This window comes from Gordonia sp. NPDC003422 (assembly GCF_053588675.1).
Genome location: NZ_JBSFQL010000003.1, coordinates 259,500 through 274,888, shown reverse-complemented (window position 1 = coordinate 274,888; position 15,389 = coordinate 259,500). Strand labels below are relative to the sequence as shown.

13 protein-coding genes are annotated in these 15,389 nt (G+C 66.0%); 3 read left to right on the top strand and 10 right to left on the bottom strand.

Annotation, left to right across the window (positions count from 1 at the left end):
* Nucleotides 1-5 precede the first annotated feature (5 nt).
* Genes zwf through pgl form a run of 3 tightly spaced genes read left to right on the top strand, consistent with a single transcriptional unit; the run spans nt 6 to nt 3,236 of the window.
* Nucleotides 6-1,547 (top strand): glucose-6-phosphate dehydrogenase, encoded by a 1,542-nt coding sequence (zwf, locus tag ACWDTF_RS04700; RefSeq protein ID WP_240858196.1) that lies wholly within the window; start codon nt 6-8, stop codon nt 1,545-1,547.
* A gap of 37 nt (nt 1,548-1,584) precedes the next feature.
* Nucleotides 1,585-2,499: a glucose-6-phosphate dehydrogenase assembly protein OpcA gene (locus tag ACWDTF_RS04695; RefSeq protein ID WP_240858198.1), complete on the top strand. Its 915-nt coding sequence runs from the start codon at nt 1,585-1,587 to the stop codon at nt 2,497-2,499.
* On the top strand, nt 2,499-3,236 hold the full coding sequence (gene pgl, locus ACWDTF_RS04690; protein ID WP_355276225.1) for a 6-phosphogluconolactonase: 738 nt from the start codon (nt 2,499-2,501) through the stop codon (nt 3,234-3,236). Before ACWDTF_RS04695 ends, pgl begins: the two co-directional genes overlap by 1 nt.
* A 43-nt stretch (nt 3,237-3,279) precedes the next feature.
* Here the strand turns inward: pgl and ppc are convergent, their stop codons facing one another.
* From ppc to ACWDTF_RS04640, 10 genes are all read right to left on the bottom strand, one after another.
* Nucleotides 3,280-6,117: a phosphoenolpyruvate carboxylase gene (gene ppc, locus ACWDTF_RS04685; protein ID WP_355276223.1), complete on the bottom strand. Its 2,838-nt coding sequence runs from the start codon at nt 6,115-6,117 to the stop codon at nt 3,280-3,282.
* Nucleotides 6,118-6,249: 132 nt separating this feature from the next.
* Entirely contained in the window at nt 6,250-6,483 is a 234-nt protein-coding gene (gene secG, locus ACWDTF_RS04680) for a preprotein translocase subunit SecG (RefSeq protein ID WP_240858655.1), read from the bottom strand.
* Nucleotides 6,484-6,619: 136 nt separating this feature from the next.
* A complete protein-coding gene (tpiA, locus tag ACWDTF_RS04675; RefSeq protein ID WP_240858220.1) occupies nt 6,620-7,411 on the bottom strand; it encodes a triose-phosphate isomerase in 792 nt (263 codons plus the stop codon).
* Nucleotides 7,412-8,623, bottom strand: coding sequence for a phosphoglycerate kinase (locus ACWDTF_RS04670; protein ID WP_433259244.1), 1,212 nt, complete (start codon nt 8,621-8,623; stop codon nt 7,412-7,414). It abuts the gene before it with no gap.
* A 34-nt stretch (nt 8,624-8,657) separates the two neighbouring features.
* A complete protein-coding gene (gene gap / locus ACWDTF_RS04665) occupies nt 8,658-9,680 on the bottom strand; it encodes a type I glyceraldehyde-3-phosphate dehydrogenase (protein WP_240858233.1) in 1,023 nt (340 codons plus the stop codon).
* Between the two features lie 177 nt (nt 9,681-9,857).
* Nucleotides 9,858-10,835, bottom strand: coding sequence for a DNA-binding protein WhiA (gene whiA / locus ACWDTF_RS04660; RefSeq protein WP_240858659.1), 978 nt, complete (start codon nt 10,833-10,835; stop codon nt 9,858-9,860).
* Nucleotides 10,836-10,919: 84 nt separating this feature from the next.
* Nucleotides 10,920-11,927 (bottom strand): gluconeogenesis factor YvcK family protein, encoded by a 1,008-nt coding sequence (locus ACWDTF_RS04655; RefSeq protein ID WP_240858247.1) that lies wholly within the window; start codon nt 11,925-11,927, stop codon nt 10,920-10,922.
* Nucleotides 11,924-12,829 carry an RNase adapter RapZ gene (gene rapZ / locus ACWDTF_RS04650; RefSeq protein WP_240858250.1) on the bottom strand — a complete coding sequence of 302 codons (906 nt, stop codon included), beginning with the start codon at nt 12,827-12,829 and terminating at the stop codon, nt 11,924-11,926. Before rapZ ends, ACWDTF_RS04655 begins: the two co-directional genes overlap by 4 nt.
* Complete coding sequence (uvrC, locus tag ACWDTF_RS04645) at nt 12,819-14,879, bottom strand: excinuclease ABC subunit UvrC (protein ID WP_355276219.1); 2,061 nt, start codon at nt 14,877-14,879, stop codon at nt 12,819-12,821. Before uvrC ends, rapZ begins: the two co-directional genes overlap by 11 nt.
* Before the next feature lie 54 nt (nt 14,880-14,933).
* Entirely contained in the window at nt 14,934-15,353 is a 420-nt protein-coding gene (locus ACWDTF_RS04640) for a PH domain-containing protein (RefSeq protein ID WP_240858660.1), read from the bottom strand.
* Nucleotides 15,354-15,389: the final 36 nt, after the last annotated feature.

Below are 15,389 nucleotides of genomic sequence, written 5' to 3'. Positions count from 1 at the left end.
CGCGCGTGCCCAGGGGTGAGAAGCGTTGGTCCAACCCGCTTCGCGACCCACGTGACAAGCGGCTCCCCCGGATTGCCGGACCGTGCAGTCTCATCATCTTCGGTGTTACGGGCGACCTCGCCCGCAAGAAGTTGATGCCGGCGATCTACGATCTCGCCAACCGCGGTCTGCTTCCGCCGTCGTTCGCGCTGGTCGGGTTCGGGCGGCGCGATTGGGACGACGAGGATTTCGCGAAGGTCGTCCACGACGCCGTTCGTGAGCACGCCCGCACCGGGTTCCGCGAGGAGGTGTGGGAACGACTCACCGAGGGATTCCGGTTCGTCCAGGGCTCGTTCGACGACGACGCGTCGTTCGACCGGCTCAAGGACACGCTCGCGACCCTCGACAAAGAACGCGGGACCGACGGCAACCACGCCTTCTACCTGTCGATCCCGCCGAACGCATTCCCGACGGTGTGCGAACAACTGCATCGCAGTGGCCTGGCCACCTCGTCCAACCGCGACAACTGGCGACGTGTGGTGATCGAGAAGCCCTTCGGACACGATCTCGAATCCGCCAAACAGCTCAATGCCATTGTGAACAGCGTCTTTCCGGAGTCGTCGGTGTTCCGCATCGACCACTACCTCGGCAAGGAGACGGTGCAGAACATCCTTGCGCTGCGCTTTGCCAATCAGCTGTTCGATCCGCTGTGGAGTTCGCACTACGTCGACCATGTGCAGATCACCATGGCCGAGGACATCGGCCTCGGTGGGCGCGCGGGTTACTACGACGGGATCGGCGCGGCCCGTGACGTCATCCAGAACCACCTGCTCCAGCTGATGGCCCTGGTCGCGATGGAAGAGCCGATCTCCTTCGAACCCAAGCAGTTACAGGCCGAGAAGATCAAGGTGCTCTCGGCGACGAGCAACATCTTGCCGATCGCGGAGAACACCGCCCGCGGTCAGTACGGACCGGGCTGGCAGGGCAGTGAGAAGGTTCCGGGACTCAAGGACGAAGAGGGGTTCGCCAAGGACTCGACCACCGAGACCTATGCCGCGATCGCCCTCGAGGTCGATTCCCGACGATGGGCCGGCGTGCCGTTCTACCTGCGTACCGGCAAGCGGTTGGGCCGACGCGTCACGGAGATCGCGCTGGTGTTCAAACGCGCGCCACACCTCCCCTTCGACAAGACGATGACGGAGGAACTGAGCCAGAACGCTTTGGTCATCCGCGTGCAGCCCGACGAGGGCATCACACTGCGATTCGGTTCCAAGGTGCCTGCCTCCAGCATGGAGGTTCGCGACGTGAACATGGACTTCAGCTACGGCACCGCGTTCACCGAGGCGTCGCCCGAGGCCTACGAGCGGCTCATCCTCGACGTGCTGCTCGGCGAACCATCGCTGTTCCCGGTCAACGAGGAAGTCGAATTGTCTTGGGAAATACTCGATCCCGTGCTCGACTGCTGGGCGCAAGAGGGTTCGCCGGACAGCTACGAATCGGGCACGTGGGGTCCGGCGTCGGCCGACGAGATGCTCGAACGGACCGGACGGTCATGGCGTCGGCCGTGATAGCTCACTCCCGACCGCTCACTGAGGAGATCACCCGATGATCATCGAGTTGCCCGACACCTCGACCAACGAGGTGGCCAAGAAGATCGTCTCCGTCCGCGAGTCCGGCGGCGCGATCAGCCTGGGCCGTGTGCTGACGCTCGTCGTGTGCGCGGATCACGGTGAGCCGACCGAAGGCGCCATCGAAGCCGCTGTCGGTGCGAGCCGTGAACACCCCAGCCGCGTCATCGTGGTGTCGCGCGGGAGTCGAGACGAGGAGTCGCGGCTCGACGCCCAGTACCGCGTCGGCGGCGACGCCGGTGCCTCGGAAGTCGTGGTGCTGGCGCTGCACGGTGAGTTGTCGGATCAGCCGGCCAGCGTGGTGACGCCGTTCCTCCTGCCAGACACCCCCGTCGTCACCTGGTGGCCCGGTGCCGCGCCCGAGTATCCGGCCGCCGATCCCCTGGGTCAGCTCGGTCGCCGACGCATCCTCGACGCGTCAAAGTCGGCCAATCCCGAGACGGTGCTCGCGCGCCGGCTGGCGACGTACTCGCCCGGTGACACCGACCTCGCGTGGACCCAGATCACCCATTGGCGAGCCCTTCTCGCCTCTACCGTCGACCGTCCGCCGCACGATCCGATCACGGCGGTCGAGGTCACCGGACCGCAACTGTCCCCCGCCGTCGACCTGCTCGCCGGCTGGATGCGCGCCGCCCTCGGGGTGCCCGTCTACCGGAGGATGGGCAGCTTCGAGGTTCGGTTGCAACGGCAGCAGGGGCCGACGATCCTCGCGATCGACCAGAACAACAACGCCGTCATCACCGAACCCGGCAAGCCCGATGGCCGAGTTGCCATGAGCAGGCGCGATCTGCCCATGTGCCTCATCGAGGAGCTGCGCCGACTCGACACCGACGAGGTGTACGCCGACGCACTGCGCGGTGCGACCGAGATCATCGTGGAAGGTATCGCCTGATGAGTACCGAGACCCTCGTCTTCGATACCAAGGACGAGCTCGTCGCTACTGCCGCAACGCGTTTCGTCGATCTGATCACCCGTGCGCAGCAGGAGCGCGGTCATGCGCACGTCGTCTTGACCGGTGGCAGCAACGGCATCGCGATCCTCGCCGCGCTGGCCGCCGACAGCGGCTCGGTCGACTGGTCACGGGTCGACGTGTACTGGGGCGACGACCGATTCGTCCCCGCCGACGATCCGGAACGCAACGACGGCCAGGCCCGCGAGGCGCTGCTCGACAAGGTCCCGCTGAACCCCGACCGCATCCATCCGATGGCACCTTCGGACGGGCCGTTCGGTGACGACATCAACGCTGCCGCAGCCGATTACGCAGCGGTATTGGCCGCCAACTCCTCCGACGGGGTTGCGCCCCTTTTCGACCTCCATCTCCTCGGCATGGGCGGCGAAGGGCACATCAACTCCCTGTTCCCGCACACACCGGCCACCGCAGAGTCCGTGAAGTCGGTTGTCGCGGTTGAAGATTCACCCAAGCCGCCCCCGCGTCGCATCACCTTGACGCTTCCCGTCGTCAACCGCAGCAAGGCCGTGTGGTTCTTGGTCGCCGGCGCCGACAAGGCCGAGGCGGTCGCCGCTGCGCACGAAGGAGCCGATCCCGCCGATTGGCCGTGCGCCGGCGCACACGGCACCGAGGAGACCATCTGGTTCCTCGACGACGCCGCTGCGGAGAAGATTTCGTAGCAATAGTGCGCGCCCGCCGCCCACTACTGCTACCGATCGACCTCTACCCGCTGTTGCGCAACGCCGTCGCGAGTCCGTTCATGGTGAGCTGGATGCCGCGCGGGATGCGTGGTTCGGTGTCACCGGCGCGGAAGCGTCGGAGCAGCTCGACCTGCAGGAGATTCAGCGGCTCGAGGTACGGGAATCGGTTGTACACCGATCGCTTGAGCGCGGCGTTGTCCGAGAGCAGGTCGTCGGTGCCGGTGATCTTCGAGTACATCTCGATCGTCAGGGCATGCTCGTCGACGATCATCCCGAACACCTTGTCGCGCAACTCTTGATCGGGAACCAGCTGCGCGTAGCGGTGCGCCAGGCCCATATCCGACTTCGCGAGCACCTGCGCCATGTTCGACATGACGGTCCGGAAGAACGGCCACTCTTTGTAGTAGCGCTGCAGCGTCGCGAGCCGTTCGTCGGAATCGCCGATCCACTCCGCGAACGCCGACCCGGTGCTGTACCAGCCCGGGAGCATCACGCGCGACTGGGTCCACGACAGCACCCACGGGATCGCGCGCAGATCCGAGATCTTCTCGGTCTGCTTCCGCGACGCCGGCCGGCTGCCGATGTTGAGCGCACCGATCTCCGACAGCGGCGTGGAGGTGGTGAAGTACTCCACAAAGCCGGGGGTCTCGTGCACCAGCTTGCTGTAGGCCGCACGCGCCAGCGCCGCGATCTCGTCCATGTTCGTGTACGCGTCTTCCGAGTCGTCGCCGAGGCCTTCGACGTCGAGCAGCGACGACTCGATGGTCGCCGCGAGCAGCGTCTCGAGGTTGCGTTCCGCGCTCACCGGCTCTGCGTATTTCGCCGCGATGATCTCACCCTGTTCGGTGATGCGCAGCGAACCCTGCACGGCCCCGGGCGGCTGGGCAAGGATCGCGTCGTAGCTCGGTCCACCACCACGGCCGACGGTGCCGCCGCGACCGTGGAAGAGCCGCAACCGGATTCCGGCTTTCTCGGCGGCTTCCACCAGATCGAGCTCGCCGCGGTAGAGAGCCCAGTTGGCGGCCATGTAGCCGCCGTCCTTGTTCGAGTCGGAATAGCCGAGCATGACTTCTTGCATTCCGGACTGTGAGTCGACGAGGTCCCGGTAGAACGGCAGGTCCAGCGCGGCGAGGAGTGTCGTCGCGCCCTGCTGCAGGTCCTCGATGGTCTCGAACAACGGCACGATGCGCACCGTGGACACGAGTTTGCCCGATTCCGGGTCGATGTCGATGAGGCCCGCTTCCTTCAGCAGGATCATCGGCTCGAGCATGTCACTCACCGAGGTGCACATGCTGATGATGTAGTTCGGCACAGCCTGCGGACCGAACTTGGCAACCGCGCCGGCCGCGGCACGCACGATGTTCAGTTCCTTGATCGCGAGTTCGCTCAGGTCGGCGTCGGGTCGCGTCAGCGGGCGCCGTGCCTGAAGCTCGGCGGAGAGGATCGCCACCCGCTCGTCCTCGTCGAGCGAGGCGTAGTCGGGGTGCACCCCCGACCAGGCGAGCAGCTCGCCGATCACTTCCTCGTGCATGTCGGAGTTCTGGCGCATGTCCAGACCCGACAGGTTGAAACCGAAGGTACGCACCGATTCTCGCAGCGTGAGCAGACGGTCGTCGGCGATGATGTCGTCCTTGCCGACACGCAATGCGGCATCGAGCACGTCGAGGTCCGCGAGCAGTTCGTCGGCGGACGCATAGGCCGGCCGCCCGTTGACCAGGAACAGGTCGGAGGCCTTCATCACTTCCTCGCCGAACAGCTCGGTCGCCGTGGTGACGAGCCGAGAACGGATGTGGCGCAGGGCAAGCCGGAACGGTTCGTCGGCCGCGGCTTCCTCGGCGGACACACCGGCCAACTCGTAGAGTTCGGAGCCCGGGTTCATCAGCCGCGTCGACATGCTCAGTTCCTGCGCGAGTTTGTGCAGTTCGTCGAGGTGATGTCCGATCGCGGTGCGTGCAGCCAAAGTGGTTGCCATCTCCACGATCTCGCCGGTCACGAAGGGGTTGCCGTCGCGGTCACCACCGATCCACGAACCCATCCGGAGAATCGGATCGTCGGCCAGTCCGGCGTCGGGGTATGCGGCGCGCAGCGAGGCTCGAACCGCATTGTTGATCTTGGGCACGACGTCGAAGAACGAGGCGTCGTAATACCGGAGTCCGGAGCGGATCTCGTCCTGAATGGTCAACCGTTCCAACCGGATCAATGCGGTCTGCCACATCGTGAGGATCTGTCGCCGGATCGACTCGGTGACGGTGGCGTCCTCGTCCGGCATCAGCTCGGTGCGATTGCGGAACCGGAGCAGTTCGGTGATGCGATTCTGCGCCTCGAACACCGTCCGCCTGCGGGTCTCGGTGGGGTGAGCCGTGATGACCGGGACGACGGTGGCATCGGCGAGGGCCTTGCCGACCGCGTCGTCGGTGAGTCCGGCCGCTGCGAGCTTGGCGTAGGTGGCTTCCAGGCTGCTGTCCTGTGGTGGATCCCCGGCACGAACGTGGATCGCCCGGCGCCGTTCGCGGTGGATGTCCTCGGCCAGGTTGGCCAGCAGGGCGAAATGGCTGAAGGCCCGAATCACCGGCAGCGCCACCGAGATGTCCAGGTCGACGAACAGGCCGGCGAGTTCGTCGCGATCGATCTCGGAGTGACGGATCTTGAAGGCCGCGGTCCGTGCCGTCTCGACGATGTCGAACACCTCGTCGCCCGCGTGCTCACGGACGGTATTGCCCAGGATTCCACCCAGCAGCCTGATGTCCTCGCGCAGCGGTTCGGTGAGCGCACGACCCTCGTCGTCGACGGAGATGAGGTCGGCGATGGTGATTGTCGGACGCCATTCCGGGGCACCCCGTGACGGGAGGGATTCAGTCATGCCGTTCAGTATTCCGGCTAACGGTCGTCGGGGCATCTCGGAGGCGCCGATCCGCAGGGACACTCTCGTCACAAATGCAACAACCCGACGGCACAGGTGCCATCGGGTTGGATGCGGGGTGCGCCGTGCGCGTCAGGACAGCTTGATGTTGACGCCCACGCCGATGATGAGGATGAACCAGATGAGGCCGACGAAGATCGTCAGTCGGTCGAGGTTGCGTTCCACGACGCTCGAACCCGACAAGCTGGACTGGACACCGCCACCGAACAGGGACGACAGGCCGCCGCCCTTACCGCGGTGCAGCAGCACGAGCACGATGAGCAGGACACTCGTCACGATCAGTCCGATATCGAGCGCGGTTTCCACTGACACTGGCTTGCGATCCTGTTCTGTCGAGAAGTCTGAGGTCAGCCATCAGAAATGTCTCGAAGACACCGATGGCAGGCCGGTCACGAGGCGTCTCGAGACCAACCTGCCACAGTGTACAGATGGTGTACCCGAATCAGGGCAGCGGGCCACCCGCGGCGATCGCCGACAGCGTGGCGAACTCGTCCGATTTGAGCGAGGCCCCACCCACGAGTGCACCGTCGACGTCGGCCTGGCCGACGATGTCCCCGACGTTCTTGGCGTTCACCGATCCGCCGTAGAGGACCCGGACCGATGCCGCGGTGGCATCGTCGGCGATCTCGACGAGAGTCTCGCGAACCGCCTTGCACACCTCCTGCGCGTCGTCGGCACTGGCCACCCGGCCGGTACCGATCGCCCACACCGGTTCGTAGGCGATGACGACCTTCGCGATCTCCTCCGCCGACAACCCGGCCAGCGAGCCCTTGAGCTGCGCCACGTTGTACGCGACGTGCTCGCCGGATTCGCGGATGTCGAGTCCTTCACCTATGCAGACGATCGGCGTGAGACCGTGCTTGAGTGCCGCCTTGGTCTTGGCCAGCACCACGTCGTCGGTCTCGGCGTGCATCGTGCGACGCTCCGAATGCCCGACCACCACAAAAGTGCAGCCGAGCTTGGCGAGGAACGCACCGCTGATCTCGCCGGTGTAAGCACCGGAATCGTGTGCAGACAGATCCTGCGCACCATAGGTGAGCAGCAACTTGTCGCCGTCGACGACGGTCTGCACGCTGCGGATATCCGTGAACGGCGGGATGACCGTCACGTCGACCTTGTCGAAATACTTCGCCGGCAACGCGAACGCGATCTTCTGGACGAGCGCGATCGCCTCCAGATGATTCAGGTTCATCTTCCAGTTGCCCGCGATGAGCGGCTTACGTGAACCTGACATTCAGCTCTCCAACACCTTCAGTCCGGGCAATTCCTTGCCTTCCAGGTATTCCAACGACGCGCCGCCGCCGGTCGAGATGTGCGAGAAACCATCATCGGGCAGCCCGAGCGTCCGCACCGCAGCCGCCGAGTCACCGCCGCCGACGACGGTGAAGGCACCCTTGGCGGTGGCACCGGCGATGGCCTCGGCCACCCCCTTGGTGCCTGCCGAGAACTTCTCGAACTCGAACACACCCGACGGACCGTTCCAGAAGATCGTCTCCGCGCCGCCGAGCACGGCGGCGAACCGCTTCACCGATTCCGGCCCGATGTCCAGACCCATCCAGCCGTCCGGGATCGCATCGGTGGACACCGTGTCGGACTCGGCGTCGGCGGCGAACTTGTCGGCCACCACCACGTCCACCGGCAGGTGGATCACGTCACCGAACCGCTCCAAGAGGTCCTTGCAGACGTCGATCTGATCTTCTTGCAACAGCGACGAACCCACTGAATGTCCTTGTGCAGCAAGGAAGGTGAAGGCCATACCGCCACCGATCACCAGCGTGTCGACCTTGGGCGCAAGTGCCTCGATGACACCCAGCTTGTCCGACACCTTGGACCCGCCGAGCACCACGGCGTACGGGCGCGACACGTCGTGGGTCAGCTTTGCCAGCACATTGACCTCGGTGGCCACCAGCTCTCCCGCATAGTGCGGGAGGAGCTTGGCGACGTCGTACACCGACGCCTGCTTGCGGTGCACCACGCCGAAGCCATCCGAGACGAACGCTCCGTCGTCGCCGACGAGCTCCACCAGCGCCTTGGCCAGGGACTCACGCTCGGCCTCGTCCTTGGAGGTCTCGCGCGGATCGAAGCGGATGTTCTCCAGCAGGAGTACATCGCCGTCGGTCAGGCCCTCGGCCCGGGCGAGCGCGTCGGAGCCGACCACGTCGCCGGCGAGTTGCACGTTGCGGCCAAGCTCCGCACCGAGCCGCTCGGCGACCGGTGCCAGCGAGTACTTCGGATCGGGCTCCCCTTTCGGCCGCCCGAGGTGGGCGGTGATGATCACCTTGGCGCCGGCGTCGATCAACGCCTTCAAGGTGGGCAGGGAGGCGAGGATGCGGCCCGGATCGGTGATCGTCGACCCCTCGAGCGGGACGTTGAAATCCGATCGAACCAGCACTCCCCGACCCGAAACGCCTTCGTCCAGAAGGTCTTTCAGTGTGGGTACAGCCATTCTCGTGTGACTCCTGAGGTCGGTGGAGCGAGGCTCAGAGGGACTTGCCGACGAGGCCTGCCAGGTCGACGAGGCGGTTGGAGTAGCCCCACTCGTTGTCGTACCAGGAGCTGACCTTCGCCATGTTGCCGCCGATGACCTTGGTGAGACCGGAGTCGAACAGCGACGAATGCGGGTCGGTGACGATGTCACTCGACACGATCGGCGCGTCGTAGTACTTCAGGATGCCCTTGAGCGGTCCGTCGGCGGCGGCCTTGAGCGCTGCGTTGATCTCGTCGGCGGTGGGGCCCTTCTCGAGTTCGACGGTGAGGTCGGTGATCGAGCCGGTCGGGATCGGCACACGAAGCGCGAAACCGTCGAGTTTGCCGGTCAGTTCGGGCAGCACCAGGGAGATGGCCTTCGCCGCACCGGTGGAGGTCGGGACGATGTTGAGGGCGGCCGCACGCGCGCGACGCAGATCGGAGTGCGGTCCGTCCTGCAGGTTCTGATCCTGCGTGTAGGCGTGGATCGTGGTCATCAGACCCTTGACGATGCCGAACTCGTCGTTGACGACCTTGGCCAGCGGGCCGAGGCAGTTGGTGGTGCACGACGCGTTGGAGATGATGTTCTGACTGCCGTCGTACTTGTCGTCGTTGACGCCCATCACGATGGTGATGTCCTCGTTCTTCGCCGGAGCGGAGATGAGAACCTTCTTGGCGCCGGCGTCGAGGTGACCCTTCGCCTTGGTGCCGTCGGTGAAGATGCCGGTGGATTCGACGACGACATCGACGCCCACATCGCCCCACGGCAGCGCGGCCGGACCCTCCTTGATGGCCCATGCCTTGATCTTCTTGTCCCCGACGACGATGGTGTCGTCGCCCTCGAGGCCCACGTCTTCGGGCAGACGACCCAGGATGGAGTCGAACTTCAGGAGGGTGGCGAGAGTCGCGTTGTCGGTCAGGTCATTGACCGCAACGATCTCGATGTCGGTGGTGCCCAATGCTTTTTGTGCTTCAACGGCGCGGAAGAAGTTGCGGCCGATCCGGCCGAATCCGTTGACGCCTACCCGAACAGTCACTGTTGCGCTCCTTAGCGGTTTCCTCATCGAGCTCTGCGGGGATCGTGCCCGGGCTCGTGAGGATCGCGAACACGGACACGCCATCCTTAAGCCTAGTAGGACATGCCCCGAAGGGTGCACGTAAGGGGTGAATGGACGAGCGAACGTGAACGGGAGGTGAACCCGTCGGGGTCAGAGTCAGGCGTCGTCGAGGAGATCGGAGGTCACCGCGGATTCCGTGTCGGGAATGCCATCCTGCCGCGCCTTCTTGTCGGCCATCGACAGCAACCGGCGGATACGTCCGGCGACCGCGTCCTTGGTCATCGGCGGATCCGCGAGCTGGCCGAGTTCCTCGAGCGAGGCCTGGCGGTGGGTGATCCGCAACTGGCCGGCCGCGATCAGGTGATCCGGTACCTCGTCGCCGAGGATCTCCAGTGCGCGCTCGACGCGCGCGGCGGCGGCAACGGCGGCCCGGGCCGATCGGCGAAGGTTCGCGTCGTCGAAGTTGGCGAGCCGGTTGGCGGTCGCACGCACCTCGCGCCGCATCCGCCGTTCTTCCCAGACGAGCCTGGTGTCGTGTGCGCCCATCCGCGTCAGCAACGCGCCGATCGCCTCGCCGTCGCGGATCACCACGCGGTCGGCGCCGCGCACCTCGCGCGCCTTGGCGGCCACACCGAGCCGGCGGGCCGCGCCCACCAGGGCGAGCGCCGCCTCTGGCCCGGGACAGCTGACCTCCAACGCCGACGAACGGCCCGGTTCGGTGAGCGAACCGTGGGCAAGGAATGCTCCGCGCCAGGCCGCCTCCGCGTCCGCCACGCTGCCGCCTACGACCTGGGCCGGCAGACCGCGCACCGGGCGGCCACGCAGATCGAGCAGCCCGGTCTGCCGGGCCAGCCCCTCGCCGTCCTTGGTCACCCGCAGGATGTAGCGCGCCGACTTCCGAAGACCGCCACCGCGTAGCACGTGCACATCGGAGTTGTATCCGTACAACTCGAAGATCTCGCGACGCAGACGGCGGGCCACATTGCCCATGTCGACTTCGGCCTCGACCACCACGCGACCGCCGATGATGTGCAATCCGCCCGCGAACCGCAGGAGCGCCGACACCTCGGCTTTTCGGCAACTCACCTGAGTCACCGCGAGACGACTGAGTTCGTCCTTCACCGCCGCGGTCATCGCCACCAGTCCCTGTCCTCCTGTCACGTGGCCGTCGCCACCAGAATCGCTGGACCACCACGGGGCCCACGCTGCCCGGCAAGCCTAGCGGCTGACTTCACGTTCGCACAGTTCGTTCACCAGAGTCGCGACTTTGGCCGGGTCATGGACCTGTTGCCCGTCCTTGGCCAGGTCACCCACATGCAAGTGCGCACCGAACATCTCCGCAGCGCGGATCAGATGATCACGCTCGCGTCCGGCGGGCACGGACGCAGCGTCGACCACAACGTGATCCACGCGGAACCGGTCGGCATGGGCGTGCAGCACATGCAGATGCCGTTCGACCGAAAACCCAGGTGTCTCACCCGGTTCCGGTGCCAGATTCACAAAGAGGATCTTGCGGGCCGCGGTGCGCTGCAGAGCCTGAAGTTGTTCCGGGACCAGAACGTGCGGAATCACACTGGAAAACCACGATCCCGGCCCGAGAACCACGAGATCGGCCGCGTCGATCGCGTCGATCGCGGCACGGGACGCGGGCGGTTCTGCCGGCAGCAGACGCACACGACGCACCTTTCCGGGTGTGGTCGCCACCGCCACCTGGCCACGGATGCACCGGCTGATCCGCGGATCGGATTCCAGGCCCGAGACGTCGGCCTCGATGTCGAGTGGCACCGTCGACATCGGGAGCACCCGACCGTCGATCCCGAAGACCGTCCGCAGTTCGTCGAGCGCGGCCTCGGTACCGCCGAGGACCTCGGTGAGTCCGGCGAGCAACAGATTGCCGATGGGATGGCCGGCGAGCGCGCCGCGGCCGCCGAATCGGTGCTGGAGGGCGTGCGCCCAACGATCGTGACGAGCGCGGTCTTCGCCGCTCTCATCACGGGCAGCAAGTTCGTCGAGGGCGGCGGGCGCACACATCAACGCCACCAAGGCCATTCGCAGATCCCCCGGCGGGATCACCCCGAGTTCGGCCCGAAGTCGCCCGGACGATCCGCCATCGTCGGCGACCGTCACCACCGCGGTCACGTCGGGACTCAGATATCGCATCGCGGTCAGCGTCGCGTACAGGCCGTGCCCGCCGCCGAGCGCGACGATGCGACCGACGCCGGTCATTCGCGCCCCAGATCACGATGCAGCACCCGCACGTCGTACGGGGCTGCGCCGGTGTCGTCGGTCATCTCGCCGAGTCGCCGGGCGAGTTCCTCCGAGAGCGCCACACTGCGGTGCTTGCCACCGGTACAGCCGACGCTGATCGTCATGTAGCGCTTGCCCTCTCGCAGATAGCCGCGACCCACGATGCCCACCAGCTCGGTATACAGATCGAGGAAACCCGCGGCGTCGGGGTGACCGAGCACGTAGTCGCGCACGGGCGCTTCCTGGCCGTTGTGGTCACGCAATTCGTCGACCCAGTACGGGTTCGGCAGAAAGCGCACGTCGACGACGAGATCGGAGTCGATCGGCAGGCCGTATTTGAAGCCGAACGACAGGACGGCCACCGACAGGCTGCTGTCGGAATGCGGATAGGCCTCCTCGACCACCTCCCGCAGCTTGGCCACGGTCAGCGCCGAGGTTTCCACCACCAGGTCGGCTACGTTCTTGATCGGTGCCAAGATGGCCCGCTCCCGGGCAATTCCTTCGGTCAGGGTTTCCCTGCCCTGCAACGGATGTCGTCGGCGCACCTGCTCGAATCGCCGGACCAGCGCGTGATCGCTGGCGTCGAGGTAGAGCAGTTTGGTACGGATTCCGCCGTCCTCCAAGGACGTTCGAAGTGCCTCGAGTTCCGTCGCGAGATCGGGGTCCGACGCGCGCAGCACCATTGCGAGGCGCGTGATCCCGGGGTCGCTGTCGCGAACCATCTGCACCATCTTCGAGATCAACGACGGTGGAACATTGTCGGCGACATACCAGCCGTCGTCCTCGAGAACGTTTGCGGCCGTCGACCGACCGGCGCCCGACATCCCCGCGACGAACAGAACGGTGAGGTCGTCGGTGGGCGTCTCGTCGTCAGTCGTCATCGTCGCCTCCGTGTGGTTGATCCGTGCCCGTGTGAGCTGTGCTTGGTTGAGCTGTGTTGGTGTGTTCTCGGCTCGCCTGATCCACAGTCGTCGTCCCAGACACCGACAGTGCGGTCAGCACCGCTCGCGCGGTCGAGCGCCCGATCCCCGGAACCTCCGATATGTCCTCCAAGGATGCCTCACGTAACCGTGCGACCGAACCGAAGTGGGTGACCAGCGCGGTCTTGCGCGTCCGTCCCAGACCCGGAACCCCGTCGAGCACGGACTCGGTCATCCGTTTGCTGCGCTTGCTGCGGTGGAAGGTGATCGCGAATCGGTGTGCCTCGTCCCGGACCCGCTGCAGCAGGAACAGCGCCTCGCTGGACCGCGGCAGGATCGCCGGTTCGTCATCGTCGGGCAGCCACACCTCTTCGAGTCGTTTCGCGAGACCGATGACGGACACGTCGGTGATCCCGAGTTCGTCGAGCACTGCCGCGGCAGCGTGCACCTGGGGCGCACCGCCGTCGACGACGAACAGGTTCGGCGGATAAGCGAACTTCTTCGGAACCGTCGGCGGCACATGATCTGGTCCCGCCGCCTCGATTTGCTGATCGGCGGGTTGCTGATCTGCGCGGTGGCGCAGGAAGCGTCGCCGGGTGACCTCGGCGATCGACGCCACGTCGTCGGAACGCCCGTCGCCCGCGGCGTGCCGGATGGAGTAATGACGGTAGTCCGACTTGCGCGGCAATCCGTCCTCGAACACGACGAGGGAGGCCACCACGTCGGTCCCCTGCACATGGGAGATGTCGACGCATTCGATCCGCAGCGGCGCCTGATCGAGGGCGAGCGACTCCTGTAGCTCGGTGAGCGCCGCCGAGCGGGTCGTGAGGTCACCGGCGCGCCGGAGCTTGTGCTGGGCCAGAGCTTCGGAAGCGTTGCGGCCCACCGTGTCGAACAGCGCCTTCTTGTCGCCGCGCTGCGGTACCCGCAAGCGGACACGACTGCCGCGCAGTCCCGACAGCCAGTCTTCGAGTTCCTCGGCATCACCGGGCATTTCGGGAATCAGGACCTCACGCGGCACCGCTTCACCACGCGCCCGGTCGGTGCCGATGTCGACGGTCGCGTCGAGATCGACCTGCTGGCCGTAGAACTGGGTGAGGAACTCACCGACCATCTCGCCGACGGTACCGTTGTCCGAGCGTTCCACCACCCATCCGCGCTGGCCGCGCACACGTCCGCCACGCACGTGGAAGATCTGCACCGAGACCTCGAGATCGTCCCCTGCGAAGGCGATCACGTCGGCGTCGGTGCCGTCACCGAGCACCACAGCCTGCTTCTCCATGGCGCGCCGCATGGCCCCGATGTCGTCGCGCAGTCTCGCCGCGCGCTCGAAGTCGAGTTCCTCTGCGGCCGAGGACATCTCACGTTCCATCCGACGGATCATCTGGTCGGTGCGGCCGGCCAGGAAGTCGCAGAAGTCGTCGACGATCTCGCGGTGCTCGGCGGCGCTGACGCGACCCACGCACGGGGCGGCGCACTTGTCGATGTAGCCCAGCAGACACGGCCGATCGATCTGCCGATGACGTTTGAACACGCCGCCCGAGCAGGTGCGTGCCGGGAACACACGCGTCAGGAGGTCCACCGTCTCCCGGATCGCCCAGGCGTGCGAATACGGACCGAAGTAGCGAACGCCCCGACGCCGCGGCCCGCGGTAGACGAACAGGCGGGGGTACTCCTCGTTGAGGGTGACGGCCAGCATCGGGTAAGACTTGTCGTCCCGATACCGGACGTTGAACCGCGGGTCGAACTCCTTGATCCAGTTGTATTCGAGCTGAAGCGCCTCGACCTCCGTGCCCACCACCGTCCACTCCACCGAGGCAGCGGTGGTCACCATCTGGCGGGTCCGGGGATGCAGGGACGCGATGTCGGCGAAATACGACGTGAGCCGCGACCGCAGACTCTTGGCCTTCCCGACGTAGATCACCCGACCGTGCGCATCGCGGAAGCGGTAGACCCCGGGTTCGGTAGGAATCGTCCCGGGTGCGGGACGGTACGTCATCGGGTCGGCCACGGATTCCAGGCTAGTCGCCGACGCTGACAGCAGTCGCGGTGTGCCCGGCCTGCATCAGCGCGACCGTTGCACGTTTCCGTAGCGCTCCTCGAGTTCCCGATAGCGGTTCATCGCCTCGACGGCGCGGTCACCATCACCGGCCTGCACGGCCAGGACCGGGATGTGTTCGTCGGCGGGTAGTTCGAGTTGCGCGCCGAAACCGCGTTCCGGATAGGTGAGCCCGACCACGTCGTCCCAGCCGAACAGCCTCTCCCCGACCAGATTCCGCACCCCGATACCCGCCCGGCCGACCCGTAGACGGGGGCGGGTCAGCAGGAGGATGGCCCCGCAGATCAGGATGCCGATGAGGATGATCGCGGCCTGGTCGGCGGTTCCGATGTTGCGGGGCCCGGTGTCGGAGATGGTCAGCAGGATGCCGAACGTGATGTGGATCGCGAGGACGACGACCGCCGCCGCAATCGCGAACCTCGGCATCCGATGTGGCCGGTACACGAAGTCCCAGTCACCGTC